19 protein-coding genes are annotated in these 19140 nt (G+C 48.8%); 6 read left to right on the plus strand and 13 right to left on the minus strand.

From position 1 onward, the window contains the following. Positions 1-10 precede the first annotated feature (10 nt). Together CWE15_RS10745 and CWE15_RS10750 are read left to right on the plus strand one after the other, a co-directional pair. Entirely contained in the window at positions 11-1387 is a 1377-nt protein-coding gene (locus tag CWE15_RS10745) for a sensor histidine kinase (protein WP_126758094.1), read from the plus strand. Positions 1388-1402: 15 nt separating this feature from the next. Continuing rightward, positions 1403-2446, plus strand: coding sequence for an alpha/beta fold hydrolase (locus CWE15_RS10750; RefSeq protein WP_126758095.1), 1044 nt, complete (start codon positions 1403-1405; stop codon positions 2444-2446). On the opposite strand, the gene CWE15_RS10755 is transcribed toward CWE15_RS10750, so the two are convergent. Beyond that, positions 2443-2910, minus strand: a complete 468-nt coding sequence (locus CWE15_RS10755; protein WP_126758096.1) for a tRNA (cytidine(34)-2'-O)-methyltransferase — start codon at positions 2908-2910, stop codon at positions 2443-2445. The two genes, CWE15_RS10750 and CWE15_RS10755, sit on opposite strands and share 4 nt — an antisense overlap. Positions 2911-3057: 147 nt before the next feature. On the opposite strand from CWE15_RS10755, the gene CWE15_RS10760 reads away from it, so the two are divergent. After that, positions 3058-4710: a type 1 glutamine amidotransferase family protein gene (locus CWE15_RS10760; RefSeq protein ID WP_126758097.1), complete on the plus strand. Its 1653-nt coding sequence runs from the start codon at positions 3058-3060 to the stop codon at positions 4708-4710. A gap of 104 nt (positions 4711-4814) precedes the next feature. Here the strand turns inward: CWE15_RS10760 and CWE15_RS10765 are convergent, their stop codons facing one another. From CWE15_RS10765 to CWE15_RS10815, 11 genes are all read right to left on the minus strand, one after another. Further along, positions 4815-6665, minus strand: a complete 1851-nt coding sequence (locus CWE15_RS10765; protein WP_157980755.1) for an Lnb N-terminal periplasmic domain-containing protein — start codon at positions 6663-6665, stop codon at positions 4815-4817. Between the two features lie 80 nt (positions 6666-6745). Next, on the minus strand, positions 6746-7237 hold the full coding sequence (locus CWE15_RS10770) for a DUF3015 family protein (RefSeq protein WP_241971893.1): 492 nt from the start codon (positions 7235-7237) through the stop codon (positions 6746-6748). A gap of 210 nt (positions 7238-7447) precedes the next feature. Further along, positions 7448-8140, minus strand: a complete 693-nt coding sequence (locus tag CWE15_RS10775; protein ID WP_126758099.1) for a DUF799 domain-containing protein — start codon at positions 8138-8140, stop codon at positions 7448-7450. Continuing rightward, the gene (locus tag CWE15_RS10780; protein ID WP_126758100.1) at positions 8133-8507 is read right to left on the minus strand and encodes a DUF4810 domain-containing protein; all 375 of its coding nucleotides are present in this window, start codon (positions 8505-8507) and stop codon (positions 8133-8135) included. The genes CWE15_RS10775 and CWE15_RS10780 overlap by 8 nt, the downstream gene beginning before the upstream one ends. Positions 8508-8526: 19 nt before the next feature. After that, positions 8527-8850, minus strand: a complete 324-nt coding sequence (locus CWE15_RS10785; RefSeq protein ID WP_126758101.1) for a hypothetical protein — start codon at positions 8848-8850, stop codon at positions 8527-8529. 2 nt (positions 8851-8852) lie between these two features. After that, a complete protein-coding gene (locus CWE15_RS10790; protein WP_126758102.1) occupies positions 8853-9824 on the minus strand; it encodes a CsgG/HfaB family protein in 972 nt (323 codons plus the stop codon). A 153-nt stretch (positions 9825-9977) separates the two neighbouring features. Continuing rightward, complete coding sequence (pyrE, locus tag CWE15_RS10795; RefSeq protein WP_126758103.1) at positions 9978-10619, minus strand: orotate phosphoribosyltransferase; 642 nt, start codon at positions 10617-10619, stop codon at positions 9978-9980. After that, positions 10619-11332, minus strand: coding sequence for a ribonuclease PH (gene rph, locus CWE15_RS10800; RefSeq protein WP_126758104.1), 714 nt, complete (start codon positions 11330-11332; stop codon positions 10619-10621). The genes pyrE and rph overlap by 1 nt, the downstream gene beginning before the upstream one ends. Positions 11333-11479: 147 nt before the next feature. After that, positions 11480-12382, minus strand: a complete 903-nt coding sequence (locus CWE15_RS10805; protein WP_126758105.1) for a c-type cytochrome — start codon at positions 12380-12382, stop codon at positions 11480-11482. Continuing rightward, positions 12375-13748, minus strand: a complete 1374-nt coding sequence (locus CWE15_RS10810) for a cytochrome c (protein WP_126758106.1) — start codon at positions 13746-13748, stop codon at positions 12375-12377. The genes CWE15_RS10805 and CWE15_RS10810 overlap by 8 nt, the downstream gene beginning before the upstream one ends. A 156-nt stretch (positions 13749-13904) precedes the next feature. Then, complete coding sequence (locus tag CWE15_RS10815; RefSeq protein WP_157980756.1) at positions 13905-15182, minus strand: DUF4236 domain-containing protein; 1278 nt, start codon at positions 15180-15182, stop codon at positions 13905-13907. A 163-nt stretch (positions 15183-15345) separates the two neighbouring features. Between CWE15_RS10815 and CWE15_RS10820 the strand changes: the two genes are divergently transcribed. Next, entirely contained in the window at positions 15346-16209 is an 864-nt protein-coding gene (locus tag CWE15_RS10820; RefSeq protein ID WP_126758108.1) for a YicC/YloC family endoribonuclease, read from the plus strand. Between the two features lie 74 nt (positions 16210-16283). Here CWE15_RS10820 and CWE15_RS10825 read toward each other — a convergent pair whose 3' ends face one another. Next, positions 16284-16484 carry a plastocyanin/azurin family copper-binding protein gene (locus CWE15_RS10825; protein WP_198675019.1) on the minus strand — a complete coding sequence of 67 codons (201 nt, stop codon included), beginning with the start codon at positions 16482-16484 and terminating at the stop codon, positions 16284-16286. Between the two features lie 869 nt (positions 16485-17353). Here CWE15_RS10825 and CWE15_RS10830 point away from each other — a divergent pair. Continuing rightward, positions 17354-17638, plus strand: coding sequence for a type II toxin-antitoxin system HigB family toxin (locus tag CWE15_RS10830; protein WP_126758109.1), 285 nt, complete (start codon positions 17354-17356; stop codon positions 17636-17638). Positions 17639-17647: 9 nt separating this feature from the next. Continuing rightward, complete coding sequence (locus tag CWE15_RS10835; protein WP_126758110.1) at positions 17648-18853, plus strand: ImmA/IrrE family metallo-endopeptidase; 1206 nt, start codon at positions 17648-17650, stop codon at positions 18851-18853. Positions 18854-19140 lie beyond the last annotated feature (287 nt).

Raw genomic sequence — 19140 nt, forward strand, 5'->3', positions numbered from 1 at the left:
AAGGGTCGCTATGCAAACACCGCATAAAACCCGATGGTACCAGTCTCTGACGTTACGAGTGCTGGCACTGTTTTGGTTTTTATTACTTGGGGCCGCAGCTGCGGCCTTTTATACCGCCTACCATTACACCCAGCCAACCCAGCCTGAGCCGCTTGCAGAAGACTTCGAGCGTACCTTGCAGCCGGTGTTTGAGTCGGCCTTAGGCGCTGGTTTGTTACAACCTGGCCGTTTGTTAGTGGGCGAGTACCGAGTGTTAGCCCGCTATGAACATACGGCCCTTGAGCCAACGTTCGCTCCTGCGCTGCACCCGGACTACCGGGGTTATATTTCCGACTTATTAGACCAACCAGAAGCACTGCAAGTGCCTGTGGGCGACAAAATGCTGGCAGGCCCTTTTACGGTGGACAATGCCTTGTTGGTTGTGGCTCGCCCATTAACCGAACAGGAAATTAGCGAGCTCATCGCCCAACACGAGCGAGACTGGTTTCCGCGCGTTGTGTGGTTAAGTGTTGCCTTTTCCGGCGTGGGAGCATTGATATTAGGCGTTTGGTTTGTGCGGCCCTTACGGCGTTTGCGCAATGCCACGCGAGAAATAGCCGAAGGTAAGGCATATCCCAATTTAGCGCGCTTGCCTAATCGTCGTGACGAACTCGGTGAGCTGGCGCGTACGCTGGCCGCCACCGCTGTTGAATTAGCTACCTCGCGGGACGCCCAGCGCCGACTACTCAGTGACGTTTCCCACGAATTGCGCTCGCCCTTGGCCCGCTCGCAAATTGCCCTCGACTTATTAGGTGACGAAACCGAAACCCTGCGTTCAAGCCCTCACTACCGGCAAATTGAAAAAGACATTTTTCGCTTGGGTACTATTATTGACAGTATTTTGTGGTTGTCGCGCTTAGAAAATGGCTTAGACGAGCCTATTCGTGAAGAGGTGAAGCCCATGGAGCTGTTCGAAGAAATGAAAGGAGACATTGGCTATGCGCAAGCAGACTGGCAAGAGCGTTTGCGTTTAGAAGGAAGCGACTTACCGACATTGCAAACAGACCCTGTGCTGCTGCGCTTGGTGTTGGAAAACCTTATTCGCAATGGCTTCCAGTATGGGCCCGAGCAGGGCATAGTGACCCTGACCGCCAAACAGGTACAGAGTGCAGGCAAAGCGTGCCTGAAAATGGACATTCGAGACCAAGGGCCAGGCGTGGAGCCGTCGAAGCTTGAGCAATTGTTCGAACCCTTCTTTCGGGCCGATCCTTCCCGCCACCATGGTGCCGGTGTTGGTTTAGGTTTAGCCTTGTGTCAGCGGGCGACCCGCGTACTTGGCGGTGAATTAGAAGCTCAAAACCACCCAGAAGGTGGGCTCATAGCAAGTTTAACGGTGCCACTGGCATAAAGGGAGTGTAGGCTCATGGACGCTGGAGAGTTAAAGCAACAAATCACACACTGGTTGCAAGCACGGCCAAGCGATACAGACACAAAAGCCTGGTTGCAGTGGTCGCAGCGGGAACTAGCGGAATTTTGGCAGCTCGCCGAACACTTAGAATTTAAAGCAGAGGACACCACCCGTGTTTGCTATTGCGTATGGGCACAGCCAGAGCCTTCTCCTTGGCTGGTGGTAAGCCCGGGCCGGGTGGAAAACTATGAAAAGTATAAAGAAGTAGCCTTAGAGTGGGCCGCACAAGGCTACTCCATTGCCATTATTGACCACCGTGGCCAAGGCTTTTCCGACCGCCTAACACCCCGCTACGACCAAGGCCACATAGCGAACTTTACCGACTATGTGGACGACTTTGCGCAGTTTATGCACGGGTTAGCGCCCCGTATTGGTCAGCAAGACGCTTACCTTCTAGGCCACTCCATGGGCAGTGCCATTGCCGCCTTGTATTTAGCCGAACATGGTCAGCGCGAACCCGCCTTTGCGTTTAAAGCTGCGGCCTTGTGCGCACCCATGTTAGGCATTCATACAGACCCTTGGCCTGAGCCTGTGGGCAAGGCTGTGGTGCGTATGGGGGCTTGGCTGAACCGTAAACTTGCGCCGAATAAACCGAGCTATTTTATAGGCATGAAAGACTATGCCCCAGTGCGTTTTGCAGAAAACGAACTCACCCATAGCGAAGCGCGGTACCAGTTTATTGTAGACCTTTATGAGAACGAGCCTCGTTTACGGGTAGGTGGCCCCACCTGGCAGTGGTTGACTGAGGCGTTACGGGCCATGGCATTACTGCCAAGTTTAGCGCCCCATATTCCAACGCCGCTGTTGGTACTACAAGCAGGGGCCGACAAAATTGTGAGCCCCGCGCCGCAACATGCGTTTTGCAAACGGTTGAGTCACAAGGGCAGCCGCTTGGAGGTTATTCCAGGCTCGCAGCATGAAGTGCTCATGGAAAGCGACAGCATACGGCAGCCTGCAGTGCAGTTAATACAAGACTACTTTCAGCAGCCTTGGGCTTAGTTTTCAGCGCCGGCAAAGTCGGTTTGAAGCCAAGCATGATAGCTCACCACGGCCACGGCGTTGGACAAGTTTAACGAACGGTTGTTAGGCATCATAGGAATAAGTAAGCGTTGTTCGGGCGGTATTTGTGCCATGACTTCGGCTGGCAGGCCACTGGTTTCTGAACCAAATAACAACACATCCCCCGGCTGAAACTGCACGCGATGATAATGCTGGGTGCCCTTGGTGGTAATGGCAAAAATACGGCTCCCTTTAAATTCTTCAGCAAAGGCAGCAAAGTTAGGGTACCGTTTCACTCGGCTTAAGTCGTGATAGTCCAAACCAGCACGGCGTAGTTTTTTCTCTTCAAAGTCGAAGCCTAAGGGTTCAATTAAATGAAGAAAACAACCATTGTTGGCCGCTAATCGTATAATATTGCCCGTGTTAGCAGGCATCACTGGGGTATGAAGTACAATATGAAACATAAGGCTGCCTAGGGTGTACAAAAACCCGCACAGTATACCCCATGCTGCTTGGCTATGTTGATTGAAATTTTTCACTGGTTTTGCTGTCGTATACATATAGCAAACCAAAGGATGTAAGTGCTTAGAGCTTACAACAGGAGAAGTAAAATGAAGTTTCTCATGCCTTTATTGGTCAGTGTGAGCTTAGGTGTTTTCGGTGTCACACACAGTACATCCGTACGCGCTGAAAACATGTATAACCTCATGATGATAGGCAGTCAGTTGGATATTTGCTCGAGTATGCAAAGTGACAAATGCGACACCACCAGCTGGATTCAAGCCAACGATATGCGCACCGCTCGCTTGTTTCATTTAAACGACGTGCGACGCAAAGAGGCCACCCGTCAGGGTATTTGGCCGAAAGAGCGTGACGACATTCGCCAACAGCTCGCCACAGCACTGGAAGAAATGGCCACTTATTTTGGTCGTGGTGTGGTGCCTGAGTACCGTTTTGTTGAACGGTTACGCTCACGTGCTTACCAAACCCTACTCATGGAACTGTCGGAAGCAGAGTATCAGCGGTTATTAGACAACCTGGAGCTGCGCCACGCAGATGGCTTACACGAAATAGCCAGCCTTGAGCATAGCTCTGCTACCACCCGTGAGATGGTAGAAGAGTTTGTGGCTATGCTGAAACCCTTAACGCGTAATGGAAAACCTCGCATTGCCTTAGTGACAGCAGCTGCACGGAATAGCTTTGAGCCCATTGAACGTTATACAGGTATTTTTGAACAAGCCGGTGCTGAAGTAACCTGGCTGCCTGTGGACGCGACGGTGAGCCGGGCACAAGTAGAAGACCGCTGCACCGAGCTAGAAGAGCTACGCCGCAACATGCATGGTACGTACGATCGTGACCGCGTGAACCCGCAGCGCCACGCCGAGCAGCAAGCCTTTTGTGCTGATGATACGGCCTGGGAAGGCATTTTAGGGCGTGCCCATGGCGTATTTTTTGTGGATGGACGAGCAGACACCTTACGCGACGCATTTATTGTTGAGCAAGAGCCCACGCGACTTCTACGCGTATTGTTAGGCCGTTATTTAGAAGGCAGTTTAATTATTGGGGCAGAAGGAGAAGCCAGTGCTGCCTTAGTGGCCGCTAATATGATCACCAACGGTACTAGCCGTTCCGCCCTGCTTGAAGGCGCCTTTGCGCGCAAAGCACCCCCTGAAATGTGTGACCTGGACAATAGTTGTCCACGAGACTTAGGCCCGAATAGCCTCACCTATGAACCCTTAGGCGGCTTAGGTGTATTTAACTTTGGGCTAGTAGACACCCGGATGTCGCAAGCCGGTCGCCAAGTGCGAATGTTACGGACTGCGCAAGCAACAGGCGCTGCTTTAGCCGTTGGTATTGACGAAAATACCGCTCTGCAAGTAAATACAGCCCGCGGTTATTTCCAGGTCATGGGTGACAATGGCGTATTTGTAGGGGAAAACGTGCAAGGCAGCGACACCCTGTTAGGCGCTAGCTTTCATTACTTACGCCACGGCAGCACCGGCGACATAACCCGCCAAGGCTTAAGCAATATAACACTTGCTAGCTTGCCGAGCGTGCGCCAAGAGTCGTTGACCATTCGCTTCCTTGACGACACGGGCATTTACGACAACCTAGGCACTTTATGTAACCGAGGCGCTTCGCGCTTATTGCAAGAGCACGCCGAGCTGATTATGCAAACCACCGACGACAGCGACGTGTCGGCTGTAATGGGCCGCTGCCAAGTAGTGAATGGCGTGCTTGGTGTTGCATTGAATAACGAGTGAGTAACATGTGTAGGGCTTACTCGCTACGATTCAAGATGATCCAAAGATTTACTCGGTGCTAGCATCACACTAGTATTGACCAGCGAAATACAACAAGGAATGGTTCACCAGTACCAACTCATGCTAACCCCCGCCTCTGTACCGTACCGGTCGGAGGCGAGGTGAAAGCGCACATCTTGTTCACGGCGTAATTGCAGCCTGTGCTGCAGCCGCAGCTCGGTGTTGTGGCTGAAGCTACCCTGAAAGCCGTTTTCGTGATGTAACGTCAGGTAGCTGCTTTGTTTGTCATTCCAGCTACGAAAAAATCCTGTGTTCAAGGTCAGTGCTGCAACCCCTTCCTGGTGCACTGTGGTGCGTAGCTGCGCCCCCACCAAAGCAAAAGGCACCCACCCATTCATATAATCAGACCACCCTATGTTGAGTTCAGCACGGGTATCAAGGCAGTCGTCACAGGCTAGGTGCCGGTTACGTACGGTTAGCTTCATTTGCCAAGCCATTTGCCCCATTTCCGGTAAAGACGTACGGCGCGGGTTAAAGTTCGTCACATTTAGCAAGTCCAGTGCATGTATACGCATGCCGTCTTGGGTTATATCGGCTTCCAGCTTAAACAGTTCTAACCCGGCGTAGGGCATTCGGGTATTGTTGCTTTGTAAAATGTCGTAATGCATGGGACGCACACTCAGACGTAATGCCGTAGGACGTTGCGACGCTGCCACTAGCCCTGCTCGCGCCATCAGAGAGGGCGTAGCTTGTTCTATGGGCTGTGGAGCCGGTGGTTGTTCAAAGGGGTTGCTGGTAGGTAAACGCAAACGTGCCATAAGCGCTTGCTGGCGCAAGGTGTTTATCGGCAGAGTAGACTCCGCTTCTTCCAAGGTAATGAGATGGCTTAAAATAACATCCAAAATTGCAGCCCGTTGGAGCGGGGCAAGTTCAGCAAAGTCAGGTAACTCGAAGTGAAGGGTTTCAGGTGAAGCCCACACCGCGTTTAAAGCCAGCTGCTGCACCTCAGAAAGTTGGTGGAAATAATGCTCGGTTTGGTAACGACGCGAGGGTTTGTGCATGCGGCTTTGTACCAAAGGCTGGCCTTGGTACTGGGCATTGCTCAGCTGAATCATTACATGCTCGGGAGCCACCCAAGGCATGGGCGAGGCCGCTAAGTCCGCGTCCACCACCAGCTCAAGGCTACGGGCAATACGCGAAGCACAGTTTTCACTCAAGAATAAGTAGTCGAAATCTTGGCCCATAATTTCCCATAAATGGGCAATGAAAAAAGCACTATCGGCCGGTGTTAAATTAAGTTGGTAGTGCCACATATCACGCATTTCCGACTCACTATAAATGTCGGCATTACGGAAAAACGGCACATTAGAGTAACGGGCTTGGTAGCCACCAAATAATCCTTTTAAAATATAAGGGACAATGCCGTCGCCCTGGGTGTCGGCACCGAAGTTCAAGCTGGTGTCTAGCAGTTGAATGGAGCTTTGTGCCGGTGAGGGCTGACCCAAATGCAGCATCATGTGGCCAAAAAACGAAGCCGGGTTGCCCATGTAGCCCGAAGCAAATACCACACCGACGTGGTGGTCTTGACGTTCACGCAGCCAGGCGTCTCGCTTTTCACACTGGGCGGAGACAGGTTGCACGACGCCTTGTTGAGCAAGCCACATGGCGCGAGCTGGAAAGCGACAACTGGCATGGCTGCCGTCGCCAGGGTCCGTTTGCTCTAGGGCCACTATGGTTGCAGTTAACTCCGCACTCGGGTTGTGCTTGCCTTCAGGACTTAAAAAGAAACGATCGTCGACCACCGCACTATGGGGCTGCTCGAAGAAAGGGGTTTGATCAAAGTGTAATAGTTTAAGCCAGGTTCTGTGCTCAGCCAGCGGAACAGAGGAAGAAGCTTGGGCAACAGCGGGTAAAGTAGCAAAAAAAAGAAAGCAGAGACTAACAAAACGGCACATGCACATACTCAGGTAGCAAAAAAGATATAAAAAACGGCGGAAGTTCCGCCGTTCATACTGAAACTAAAACAAGAATAGCATTAAGCGCCGCAGTTCGCCGACACTTTTTCTAGGCTTGAATAAAAGCTATAAGCTTTGTCTTCGTGAGTCATGTCCGCATAACCGGCTGAGCTAACAACGGCGTTTAAGTCGTTGCGAAGTGCGCCAACGGTTTCAGCTGTGGCCGAACAACCTGCTAGGTTTAATGCCGCGTTTAGGTGCTCACCAGAGCCCTGAGCCGTTTGCATCACTAATTGGTCGTACGAGCTGTCAATAAGGAGTGCTGTGGTGACTAGGTTGCTGTTACACGTTTCAGGAGTAACAGTCGCAGAGGTAACCGCTGTGGTACCTAAGTCCCAAATTACGTTAGAAATGGCAGCAGCAACCCCATTGTCTGGGAATACATACGAGCCAATACCACAATGCTGCCATGGGTTCACGCCGTCAGCCATTTTTGCAGAAGCAGGAGCAGATACCAGCGCGCTTGCGCCAAGAACAGCCCCGGCAATTAATGTCATTGTTAGTTTTTTCATCAGAGTACCTTTTTATTGTTAATATAAGGATAAATATTAGAGCGAAATGTAGGTTACTTGTAAAGATATTTTCATGTCGTTTTATTACATTCGTGGAGTGTGAGTACCAAAGTTTCAATTGTAAAAAAGTTCTCACTCAAAATTCCTCGGCCATGAGCTATGTGTAGTCTGGCCGAGGCCACCAAGTGCCTTTAAGCACCATAAGGTGTTTTATTTTTCTGCTACGGGTTCCTTAGGCGCAAGGCTTTCGTAGTAAGGACCGTAAGTGGGGTTATGCGGACCGGGCGGCAAACCACGACGAGCGTTGTAAAAAACTTGTCCGTTAGCAGTTCGTGTTAACGGTAAGTAGTTTGGCGAGGCTCTTTCTATAGCAGCTGAAATGGCACTGGCAACTAAGTCTACAAACGGGTTTCCAGAGTTAGTCGCTTCTGGTGTGTAGCTTAACTTTTTCCTAGCAGCCCACAGTGTATCGCCGTTACTATTTTTTAGCGTGTACTCAAAATCAACCACCGTAGTGGTCGATAGTAGAATATACTGTGCGTCCCATTCATGAATAGTGACATAAAGTACTGTGTCAGCCCCGAATAAACTAGCTAAGCTATGCGTGGGTGCATTGTGAATTTCTGCAGGCTCGTAGTAACCTTCATTTTCAAGTAGGGTTTTCACCGTGTTTACTGGGTACACATAGTAACCCTTCTCGCCAAGCACAATAGGCAATGTAGCAAGGACAGAGGTAGGTGCCATAACGTCGATGGTTTCATTATTCACAGGCACGACCAAAATTGAACGAGGCTTTTCTTCATGTATATTGGCTAAAAACTCGCGGTCAGGTCCGGTTGGAGCAACCTGACATGCACTAAGTCCAAATATTAAAGTGAGGCCGAAGATGCATCTTTTAATCATGAGTGCTCTCCTCTGCTTGCATGTTTCTCGCCTTCAGGTTAGTAATGAGCGTCTCCATTAGCGGTTTGCTTTCTGGCCAATTTGCCGACTCAAGCTCATAAAATTGAATGGCCCTTCCCACATCGCCTCTTTCCAGCATGAAAGTGCCTGCCTCGGCGAATAACCCTGGTCCAAAGCGTAAGTTATTGCGTGGGGTCGACTCTAAAAAATTTAGGTATTTAGTCAGCTCTTCTTCACGGGCTTCAGGCTCGTGGTAATTAGCAAACAAAGCGTCTTCATAATTACCCCATGCATAATAAGTATTTGGTGTGCTTTGGCAGCCAGCGATTAAAAGAAGGCTACACGCTAATATTATTATTCTTTTCATAATGTTCCTTGCCTTCAAATTAAGGGGTGACGTTTATTTTGTAATCAATCCCTTCGCTAAAAACGCGAGTTTCTTTGTAAATAACCAAGCCGTTTTTCTTTACTTCAACCAGGTGTCGGCCCGGTAATAGGCGAATGGCTGAGTTTGGGTAAGAGTAAGTATCTATTTCTCCCTGATGAAGCCCGTCAATATAAAGCTGTGCACCCTTTGAGTCTGCATTAAGCACAAATGAAACAACTGGGCGGGTATCAACCACTTCCGTTTGTGTAGTTACAGATCGAGCACAACCGAATAGAAAAACTAAAGCGCAGAATGCGATAATTAATAGTTTATATTGGCGCATGATTAAGTTCCTTTTCTTATTTCTAGCTGCTGAACGTCGAGATTCGCCACACTTCCACTGACTAATTGGCCGAATGCGCCTTGGTCTAGGTCAGACTCTCCAAACAGACCTTGTATTTCTAATTCGCCAACTTTCTTGCCTGGCAGGGTAATCGTAGTGCCAGTAGCTTCAGAGCGAACTTTTTTGCCTTTGGTCATTACATCAAAAACCATACCAGGCCGAACGCCTTGCGCTTCGCCTCCACTGATGTAAAGCAGCTCTTCCTCGACAGCTAAGACATCAGCAGTCCACGGCTTATCAAGGAAATCTAACATCATTTTTTCAACGGCTGCCGTGACAGCTGCACCAATTGCCCGGTCATTTAAACTACCATCGTAGCCGGCCACTGAACCAAATCCCATGGTGCGAGATTGCTCGGCTGAAGAGTCCCCTGTGCCTGTGTATGAGGCCACCACTTGCCCTGTATGCACGTCCACTAATCGGATGTCTACTTTTGCTGTGGCTGCCTGGCGCTGACTTGTGGTGAAAAAACCTCTTTCACCGGTTGTAGAGCGACCAAACTCAGTAAGTGAACCAATCACTAAGGTGTCAACGCCAACCATATTCGTTGACTCTGCACCATTGAGTTCTAGCTCGTTTTGTAAAAGAGCTAAATCTGGGCGTTCAAAAATAAGAAAGCTGTCGGTGTTTACAATAGCTTGCATGAACATGTCAGATATTTTTTTATCATGCTCACCCGTAACAGCTTCACGCAACAGGCTGCGCCCATAGTTGGTTTCGTTGCTAAGACGACCAACCGCAATTTTACGTTTTAAATTTAAGCGAGTGGGTTCGGCTGCTGCAGCTGTTTCGGCCTGAGCTAGACGCTGTTGCTCAACTGAAACAGGCGATTCATTCGGTGTTGGTTGAGGCGCTTGCGTTGCCGCACAACCAATTAAAGAAAATGCAACTCCAAGAGAAGCAATCGTTCTCATAATTCATCCTTTTATGTGGGGTTATATTGAAAAGCTAGTATGTAATAAATATGTTACTTCCTCTATGTGGGGAAAGCTAGCAGGGAATGCAAAATAAGCGGTAGATTAGGAAGCTGACGCCTAGGGCTAGGCATCAGCGAATGGAGTTTTTAATTAAATACCGTACTGTTCGCGGTAGGCACGAACTTGGGCCAGCATGTCTTCTTGACCGGGCTGTTCAGACAGGTACGCAATTAAGTCGGCAAGGGTAACAATAGCAATGACTTGGGCGTTGTAGTCGCGCTCGACTTCTTGAATGGCGCTTAGTTCGCCCTTGCCTTTTTCTTGGCGATCAAGGGCAATCAGCACGCCGGCGAGGCTGGCGCCGTTGGCTTCGACTATGTCCATGGACTCGCGAATGGCGGTGCCCGCGGTAATAACGTCGTCGACCAACATAATGCGGCCTTTCAGTTCGCTACCAACTAAGTTACCACCTTCGCCGTGGTCTTTCTTTTCTTTACGGTTAAAGCAGTAAGGTACGTCTTTGCCGTGGTGCTCATACAAGCTAACCGCTGCAGCGGTGGCAATCGGAATGCCTTTGTAAGCTGGGCCAAACAGTACGTCGAAGTCAATGCCCGAATCTGCTAACGCAGCGGCATAATAGCGACCGAGTTTGGCTAAATCAGCACCCGTATTGAACAAGCCTGCATTAAAAAAATACGGGCTGGTACGGCCGCTTTTCAGCGTAAACTCACCAAATTTTAATACGCCTTTGCTTAAGGCAAACTCAATAAATTCACGTTGGTATGCTTTCATTAGTTTAGGGCATCCTGTTGGTGGTCGTTTAGTTCACGAATGGCGTGCTTAGCAAGCTCAACCATGGCGTTCATTTCTTCAAAGCTGAAAGGCTCTTCTTCCGCCGTGCCTTGAATTTCAATAATTTTACCTGTGTCGGTCATCACCACGTTCATGTCGGTGTCGGCGGCAGAGTCTTCTGGGTAGTCTAAGTCGGCTACTGGCTCGCCTTTGTAAATGCCAACCGAAATAGCCGCCACCATAAACTTCAGCGGGTTTACCTTGATCATGCCGTTTTTACGCATGTGGTTGAGCGCGTCCACCAAAGCCACGCAAGCACCGGTAATAGCAGCGGTGCGGGTTCCGCCGTCGGCCTGAATCACGTCACAGTCTACTACAATGGTGTTCTCACCCATGGCAGAAAGATCCACCGCAGCACGCAATGAGCGGCCAATAAGACGTTGAATTTCCATGGTGCGGCCACCTTGCTTGCCACGGGCTGCTTCTCGGTCTGAACGAGTGTGGGTTGCGCGCGGTAGCATACCGTATTCGGCTGTAATCCAGCCTTGGCCTTTGCCTTTCATGAAACGGGGCACCCCGGCGGTAACAGACGCGTTACAAAGAACTTTAGTGTCGCCAAATTCAATAAGTACACTGCCTTCAGCGTGGCAAGTGTAGTTGCGAGTAATAGTAACAGGGCGAATTTGCTGGCTTGTACGACCGCTTGGACGCATAAAAATACCTCGAACAGTAGTTCATGAATGGGTGGCTATGAATTAACTGGGCATTATAGGTTTTTTTGTACTTTATCGCCATGTTTGAAAAGGAAAACGCCGTGCATTTGCACGGCGTTTGGGTTGCTCAACATAAGCCTTGGGGGACTAATGTGAACGAAAGTCGGCAGGTTTTGGTACGCCAGGCCAGTCATATATTTTGTCTGGGAAGTCGGGCCGCGGCTTCACGGTGAAGTACGCTGACACGTCCACGGCGTCTTGCTTGCTTAGGGTAATTTGACCTAAAGGAGCGTCTAACCCAACCCCAATGGGCATGTTGTGCAGTACAAAAGGCGAAGCGCGCGACATACGTGCCATACCCGCACCTAAGTTAAACGACTCGTCGCCCCATAGCGCAGGGAATATAAAGTCACCAAATTGGTCTTTCATACCTTCACCGTTAGCGCCATGACAGGCGGCACATTGTTGCACGTAAATTTCTTCACCGCGAACAGGGTCGGGCGTGTATTCAGCCACTTTAAAATATTCCATATTTTTAATATCAACCCGATGCCCTTTCTCCACGTCGCCACGTAACCAGTCCATGTAGTCAACCATGGCTTGCATTTCTTCTGACGACTCGTCAATGGGCGTGCCGTTCATAGAGCGTCGGAAACAACCGTTAATGCGTTCTTGAATGTTAAGGACAGCTTGCGGGCGGCCCATAAATTTCGGGTAGTCGTTTATGGTATTGATATAGGGCGCACCTAAAGGCCGTTTTCCCTGCGCCATGTGGCAGCTATTACAGTTCAAACCATTGCCTACATTGTCGGGTAGTAAGCGAGCGGTTTCGTTTAGCAAACGCATGCCGTAAATAATAGAGTCGGCATTTTCTTCCGCAAGCATGTCACGGGCAAGCGGTGGGCGATACTCACCTACAGCGTTGCCGTCGGCGTCGACAACCGTTAAGGCTGGTGTTGCCGGAGCGTCGTAATAGCGGCTTTCATTCCACATCCAAGCAGCAACTACAACAACGGCTATTGCGATAATACTCACAGTACCCTTATTCATGGTGTGCTCCTTCTCTAATTGCTGCCTGTGGCACATAATGCTCCGGCGCATGGTCAACCACGCGGCGCATGCGGGCAATATCACGGGTCGAAATAGTACTGCCGTGGTTGCCCCAACCCGTGCGAATGAAGTTCAGTACATCGGCCAGGTCTTGGTTACTTAAGTGATAAAAACCCGGCATGGTAAATGCCATCATGTCGTACTTGGTGTCGGCCATTTTGGCACCCGCTAAGGTGACTTGAATAAGCGAGCTTGGGTCTTCAGCAAACACAATGGAATTTCCTGCTAATGCTGGGAATACCCGTGGTGCACCCTTGCCGTCTAAGCGGTGGCATGTGGCACATTCTTGTATGTAAATAATCTCGCCAGGCTCGGTAATGTTACCGCTGCGTAGTTTGGCAGTCGTGGTGTCGTCATTCGGCTGCCAGTCGACAGCGTAACCGGAGCGTGGCTGCAGGGTTTTCAAGAAGCTCGCAATGGCTTGTAAGTCTTCGTCAGTAAAGTATTGAGTACTTTTTTCCACCACGTCGGACATACTACCGAAAGCGGCTGTGTGATGGGTCCGGCCGGTACGTAAAAACTCAACGATTTCGTCTTCACTCCATATAGCTAACCCAACACCTTCATTACGCAGGCTTTTTGCATACCATCCTTCTAATACAGAGCCAGCTAAAAACTGCTCGGAATCGCGGTTACTGAGTGACTTTTCTTGAAAGCCAATACCGCGGGGTGTATGACAAGCGCCGCAGTGGGCGAGTCCTTCCACTAAGTAGGCCCCGTGGTTTTGCTGGGCCGTTAGTGTAGGGTCTTCAGCAAACTCACGCGGTTGAGCAAAAATCAACTGCCACCAAGCAAGCGGCCAACGCATATTGGCAGGCCAGGGAATGGTCGACGCTTGATTGTCTTGACGAACAGGCTCCACCGCCGACATAAAGTAGGCATACATGGCTTCAATTTCGTCGTCCTTGGCAATCATATACGACACGGAAGGCATGGCCGGATAAAGCGACACGTTGTCAGGGCGCACACCGCGGCGTACCGCACGCTCGAAGTCTGCATAGGAGTAATTGCCAATGCCCGTTTCAGGATCGGGGGTAATGTTAGTGGAATAAATGGCGCCTAATGGCGTTTGCATACCCAAACCACCGGCAAAAGGCTTGCCGCCAGGTGCCGTGTGGCAGGCAACACAGTCAGCAACCCGAGCATAATATTCACCTTTGGCAATCAGCTCAGGGTCGTGAATATTCACAGTGGGTGGGTTGTCCATTTTTGGTGCGAACCAGTAGGGCACCGACTTGGCAATACCAACGGCAGCAACCAGGAGCGCAGCGGCACCCACAATGGTTACTTTTATAGCTTTGTTCATAGCGTCATACACTCCATTTCTGCCTGTGCCTACCAATGAGTAGGTATGCCTTTCAGTGTAGCAGTGCAGAATAAAAAGAAGTGGTTAATTAACTAAAGTTTGAGATGCATCAAACAATAAAATATTCATGTGGTTTATGTACTTACATACTCTTGATTAGCATTTGATAGGTTTAAAAATACCTGTTTTTGTCATGTTCCTATTTAATGAAAATAGCTCAAGGGCGGCTATGGGATCTATCTTGCGTGCATCTGTTAGGTTTAGTTGCTGCCATTGCTCACGGGTAACGTCCACTTCAAGCAAATAGGTGTCCTCTGTAAAGCCGGTTGCTTCATTCAAGCGCTGGGTATATGCGGCAATGGTTAAGTTGTGTAAGTTGGGTAAGGTCACAAAACTAACGCCCGCAATTTTAAACACCACACCGTGCACATGGCGTGCATACTCCATACGTTGCTGGCGCGCGCTTTTGTCCTTCATTAACAGCCGTCTGCCTGTTTTGCTTAGGTTGGCGCTTTGTTTCGGAAAGGCTGCTCCAGTAGGTAAGTCAACATCTAAATTCAAATGGAAGTGTTCCGCTTGCTGCGTCAACTCAAAGCTAATATGTGTCTGGCGAGGCCAAGATAAAGCCGCAAGCGCTTGTTCCAGTTGCTCTGTCATGGTGTCGGGGCAGTGCCTTAGCTGGTGATGGAACCGTTCCGCGGCCTGTTTTTGTTGTTGTTGATGTTGCTGTTTGTTTGCCTGCCAGCCCTCAAGGGCTTGTTGAAACGTGTGTTCCAGCGCTGCACGCTGTTCCGTTATTGCCTGAAGCGCCTGTTGCCAATGCTGATACGCCTGTTCAAAGTCGCGCTCACGCTTGGCCATAACCCCAGGAAATAACTTCAGCCAAAAATAACGCCTGGGTGGCATGGGCGCTTCGGGTAAGTCCGGCAGTGCAGGCAGGCTAGGCGGGGCTACCCTATAGGCTTGTGTTTGATAAGAAGGCGAAGGGGTCGCCAGCGGTGGGGTGTCGGCATGAATATGAAGTAAGGCCTCGGTGTCGTTATTAATGCGCTCGCATTCAGCATGTAAAAAGTCGGTTATTTCTCCAGCATAGTGCTGCCAAAGCGCCCGCCGCACCGAAGTATCCACAGGCTCGCCGGTTTGCGAATGCACCAGCAGTTGGCCACGTTCGTCTAAGGAAAGAGTCAATTGCTCTGTGGTCGCCCCGTTATTAGTTCGGCCAGAGCCATGAGAGCTTCGAACACGCACTGGCTTGTCGAGCCGCTTGCGATAAGAAAGCCCTGTGCCCGGCAGCCCCACATTTCCATGCACGCCCCGTTTGCCTGCGGTCACCGTAGCCCCGCGCACCCCCGCCGACACACTGACGCCGGTTTTGCCAAGGTTTAAGCGAACGCCAGGAAATAAGGTAATACGCCGATGAAACCGAAACGCCATAACCAACTCCTTGTTATGTATGGTTTGAAATGACACAACCAAACCTAGTTGTAGCAGCTTCAGCGCGCTAAGCCAAAAATGAAAGCGCATGCACCCATATACAGCTTAATGCTATACTCCCCCCACATCAGCTAGCAACACTAAGTGTAAAGGGAAGACCAGTATGATCCACAGCATGACAGCATACGCGCGAGAAGAAGTGAAAGGCGATTGGGGCACAGCCGTTTGGGAATTACGCTCCGTAAACCAGCGCTATTTAGAAACCCACTTCCGCTTGCCAGAACAGTTTCGTGCTATGGAAATCCCCCTACGTGACCAGCTCCGCAAAAAGCTTAACCGCGGCAAAGTTGAATGCAACCTACGCTTTAACGCCGAACAAACCAGCAAGAGCAGTATCACGCTAAATGAAGAGCTTGCACGCGAAGTTATCCACAGCGCCGAATGGCTGCAAAGCCAAGGTGCTAAAGCGACGATTGATCCCCTCGACGTCCTTCGCTGGCCAGGCGTTATTAGCAGCGAAGAAGCCGACCTGGACACCCTGCAAGCCGAACTCATGGCGGGCTTTCAAAAAGCGCTTAGTAGCTTCCTTGAACACCGCGCCGCTGAAGGCGGCAACATGAAAAAGCTCATAGAAGACCGCCTGGAAAGTATTAGCACACAGGCCGGCAGCGTCCGCCAACGCATGCCTGAAATTATTCAGTGGCAGCGCGAACGCCTACTCAGCAAGTTTGAAGAAGCCAAAATAGAACTCGACGCCGAACGCGTGGAACAAGAAATGGTCATGCTGGCGCAAAAGGTAGACGTAGCCGAAGAGCTCGACCGCCTCGACAGCCACATTAAAGAAACCCGCAACGCCCTGAACAAAGGCGGCGCCTGCGGCCGACGCCTCGACTTCATGATGCAAGAGTTCAACCGCGAAGCCAACACCCTCGGCTCCAAGTCCATCCACGCCGACATCACCGCCAGCGCAGTGGAAATTAAAGTGCTGATTGAGCAAATGCGCGAGCAGATCCAAAACATCGAATAAAAAAGGCCATGCAATGCATGGCCTTCTTGAAATTAAATCAAACCTGTAGGGCAGGCATGGCCTGCCGTTGGTGTTTAGTTAACGATGAACTTACCTTGCATAATCGCCCAGTGGCCTGGGAAGCTGCAGAAGAACGTGTAGTCACCGCCTTTTTCCAAACCGCTGGTAGAAAAAGTAATGGTGGTGCTTTCACCGCCACCGATGATTTTCGTTGCAGCAATCACCTTTGATTGGTCTTCCGGCAGGTAGTCATTATCTAGGCGCTGCTGCGCCACCTGCGTTTACCACTTCTTGCATGTCGGCAGTTTGGGTTAATACCCAGTTGTGGCTAATTACGTTCTTCGGTAAGTTACTTGCTTGGTCCAGATTCAATTGATAGTTCTTATTTGTTAAACGTAATGCTGTCAGAACTGTTGCAGATTGATGAATCTGCACAACATAGGTTTGGAAGGTTTTAATGATGAGTTACAAGTACGAGTAGATAGAATTTTACATTCACGAAGCCAATCCCGTCATGAAACGGCTGTTTAATACATGAGCAGAAGGCTAATTCCCGATTAAGCACATCGGATTCGCCGTTCGCATTAGTTTGTAGCTAAAGGGGTGCGGAATAGAGTTAAGCAACTGAACTTCTATCAGCGCTGTTAAAAGTGTTGATTGGGGCTTCCCATCTCTTCAAAGGCACAAGTTTTTTAGAGAGCTTCCTCTCTTGCGAGTCGGGGTTAATTTCGAGTTTAGCCCCCAATTTTTGAGTGCCGTAAGTAAGGTGGGCGGGTAGCGTATAAAGCGTCATAAGTGAGAATATTACAAAACATCATGTTCGTTTTTGTGGTTATTAGTTGGGCTAGGTGACCTTTCCCCTGAGATAACACCACATTTTCAATGAGATTTTCGGTAAGCTTATGAGTGGTAGTGAGTTCAGAAGTCTCGCTTCTGAGCATTTATTCCATAAAGTTTACAAGTCACTGAAGCAATACTAGCATTGGGTAAACTTGACGTAGTACATAAGCTTCATCTGGCTCTGATGTCACGAAATCGCAAGGCTTGGCAAAATAAGTATTGTATTTTGCCATTTTCAATATAAACTAAGTTCCCATTTTGGTAACATGTATAAAGTTACCTTCTTGGGAACTTTGGGGAGTCTATGAAGGTCTTAGGAAGAGACAAACTAGTAAAGTTTAGTAAGAAACATGCAAATGCCAAAAAGGCACTTGATGCATGGTTTGACGAAGCAGAGAGGTCAAACTGGAAGACACCTCAAGATATTAAAGATCGCTACGGAAGCGCAGACTTTCTGTCTGATAATAGAGTGATATTTAATATCAAAGGTAATCACTATCGGCTAGTTGTTAAAGTCAGGTACCAAAACGGTATTGCAGTTATAGAGTGGGTTGGAACCCATTCGGAATACGACAAAAAAGACTTTTAAGGAAGAGTTATGGACCACATTAGACTTTTAAAATCTGATCAAGATCATGAGCAAGCATTAGCGCGTCTAATGACATTAATGGATCTCGATCCTGAAGATGGCTCTAAGGAAGGAGATGAACTGGATGTGCTCGCCGTATTGATTGAGAAGTACGAAGAGGAAAAGTTTCCTATCGATCCGCCTGATCCAATAGAAGCCATTAAGTTTCGTATGGATCAACAAGGACTTATAAAGAAAGATTTAGTTCCTTTTATTGGCTCAGCTCCTAAAGTAACTGAAGTGCTTAATGGTAAACGCAACCTCAGTATCAATATGATTCGTAAGCTTAGCAAAGGCTTAGGGATCTCTGCTGACGTTCTAATAAAAGAACCTAACCAACAACAAGCTATTAGGTCTGAAGTTGACTGGCACTCTTTTCCTCTAGCCGAAATGCGTAAAAATGGTTACTTCCCTGATTTTAAAGGCTCTTTGAAGGAGCTAAAAGAATATGCAGCGGAACAGCTAAATTCATTCTTGTCTTCAGTATCTAATGGATTTGATTTAGAGCCTGCTTTGCTCAGGAGTTCTGCTCACTTGCGCTCTAACGATAAAGAAATAGATTCTTATGCATTGTGGGCTTGGCAGGTTAGAGTCCTTCAAAAAGCAAAAGGCGATACATTAAAGGCAAGCTACCAAAAAGGGACTGTGGATGCTGATTGGATGAAGAAGCTTGCAGAGATGTCTTGGTCTAGCCAAGGTCCAGAACTTGCCAAAGAGTACCTAAATGCTCACGGTATTCATCTGATTATTGAGCCTCATCTTCCTAAAACTTATTTAGATGGTGCTGTGTGCACTTCTTGCAACGGCAATCCTATAGTCGCCTTGACGCTGAGATACGATAAACTGGATAACTTCTGGTTTTCGTTAATGCATGAGTTGGCTCACTTGGCTCTTCACGTGGACGAGACTGAAACTTGGTTTCTTGATGATCTTGATGCACATGGAGCGGATGAAAAAGAACAAGAAGCGGATGCATTGGCTAAAGAGTGTTTTATTCCTTTAGAAAACTGGGACCCTAAGAAGTATATAGACCCTGTTAGTGTTAAAGAATTAGCAAACAAACTGAACATTTCTCCCTGTATTATCGCAGGAAGAGTAAGATATGAGCTAGATAGCCACAAACTATTTGGAACGTTATTCAGAGAAAAAGTAAGGAATCATTTTGACCTTAACTAAAAAGTGACAGACGTGGTGACATAAATTCAAAAATGATGAAAATAAAAAACCTACAAGCTTGATAGCTATAGATTTAAATAAAATTTGTATTATTCAGATTCAAAACATTGAATAAAAAAGGCCATGCAATGCATGGCCTTCTTGAAATTAAATCAAACCTGTAGATACCATCTCTCAATACCGATCTCTAGCTCTATTTTATGTAGCTAGAGGTCGATATTCTTGTTGATGTTTAATCACACCAAAACAAATTTGCATTAACTTACGCATTGCAGCGCCAACTGCCT

Origin of the sequence: Aliidiomarina taiwanensis (genome assembly GCF_003987015.1) — a bacterium.
Lineage (GTDB): Bacteria > Pseudomonadota > Gammaproteobacteria > Enterobacterales > Alteromonadaceae > Aliidiomarina > Aliidiomarina taiwanensis.

Excerpts from the sequence above, each read along its gene's own strand:
- CWE15_RS10835 (WP_126758110.1), top strand. The coding sequence starts at position 17,648 with ATGGACCACATTAGACTTTTAAAATCTGATCAAGATCATGAGCAAGCA.
- CWE15_RS10750 (WP_126758095.1), top strand. The coding sequence starts at position 1,403 with ATGGACGCTGGAGAGTTAAAGCAACAAATCACACACTGGTTGCAAGCA.
- CWE15_RS10775 (WP_126758099.1), bottom strand. The coding sequence starts at position 8,140 with ATGATTAAAAGATGCATCTTCGGCCTCACTTTAATATTTGGACTTAGT.
- CWE15_RS10745 (WP_126758094.1), top strand. The coding sequence starts at position 11 with ATGCAAACACCGCATAAAACCCGATGGTACCAGTCTCTGACGTTACGA.
- CWE15_RS10810 (WP_126758106.1), bottom strand. The coding sequence starts at position 13,748 with ATGAACAAAGCTATAAAAGTAACCATTGTGGGTGCCGCTGCGCTCCTG.
- CWE15_RS10785 (WP_126758101.1), bottom strand. The coding sequence starts at position 8,850 with ATGCGCCAATATAAACTATTAATTATCGCATTCTGCGCTTTAGTTTTT.
- CWE15_RS10760 (WP_126758097.1), top strand. The coding sequence starts at position 3,058 with ATGAAGTTTCTCATGCCTTTATTGGTCAGTGTGAGCTTAGGTGTTTTC.
- CWE15_RS10770 (WP_241971893.1), bottom strand. The coding sequence starts at position 7,237 with ATGAAAAAACTAACAATGACATTAATTGCCGGGGCTGTTCTTGGCGCA.
- CWE15_RS10790 (WP_126758102.1), bottom strand. The coding sequence starts at position 9,824 with ATGAGAACGATTGCTTCTCTTGGAGTTGCATTTTCTTTAATTGGTTGT.
- CWE15_RS10805 (WP_126758105.1), bottom strand. The coding sequence starts at position 12,382 with ATGAATAAGGGTACTGTGAGTATTATCGCAATAGCCGTTGTTGTAGTT.
- pyrE (WP_126758103.1), bottom strand. The coding sequence starts at position 10,619 with ATGAAAGCATACCAACGTGAATTTATTGAGTTTGCCTTAAGCAAAGGC.
- CWE15_RS10830 (WP_126758109.1), top strand. The coding sequence starts at position 17,354 with ATGAAGGTCTTAGGAAGAGACAAACTAGTAAAGTTTAGTAAGAAACAT.
- CWE15_RS10765 (WP_157980755.1), bottom strand. The coding sequence starts at position 6,665 with ATGTGCCGTTTTGTTAGTCTCTGCTTTCTTTTTTTTGCTACTTTACCC.
- CWE15_RS10820 (WP_126758108.1), top strand. The coding sequence starts at position 15,346 with ATGATCCACAGCATGACAGCATACGCGCGAGAAGAAGTGAAAGGCGAT.
- CWE15_RS10755 (WP_126758096.1), bottom strand. The coding sequence starts at position 2,910 with ATGTTTCATATTGTACTTCATACCCCAGTGATGCCTGCTAACACGGGC.
- rph (WP_126758104.1), bottom strand. The coding sequence starts at position 11,332 with ATGCGTCCAAGCGGTCGTACAAGCCAGCAAATTCGCCCTGTTACTATT.
- CWE15_RS10815 (WP_157980756.1), bottom strand. The coding sequence starts at position 15,182 with ATGGCGTTTCGGTTTCATCGGCGTATTACCTTATTTCCTGGCGTTCGC.
- CWE15_RS10780 (WP_126758100.1), bottom strand. The coding sequence starts at position 8,507 with ATGAAAAGAATAATAATATTAGCGTGTAGCCTTCTTTTAATCGCTGGC.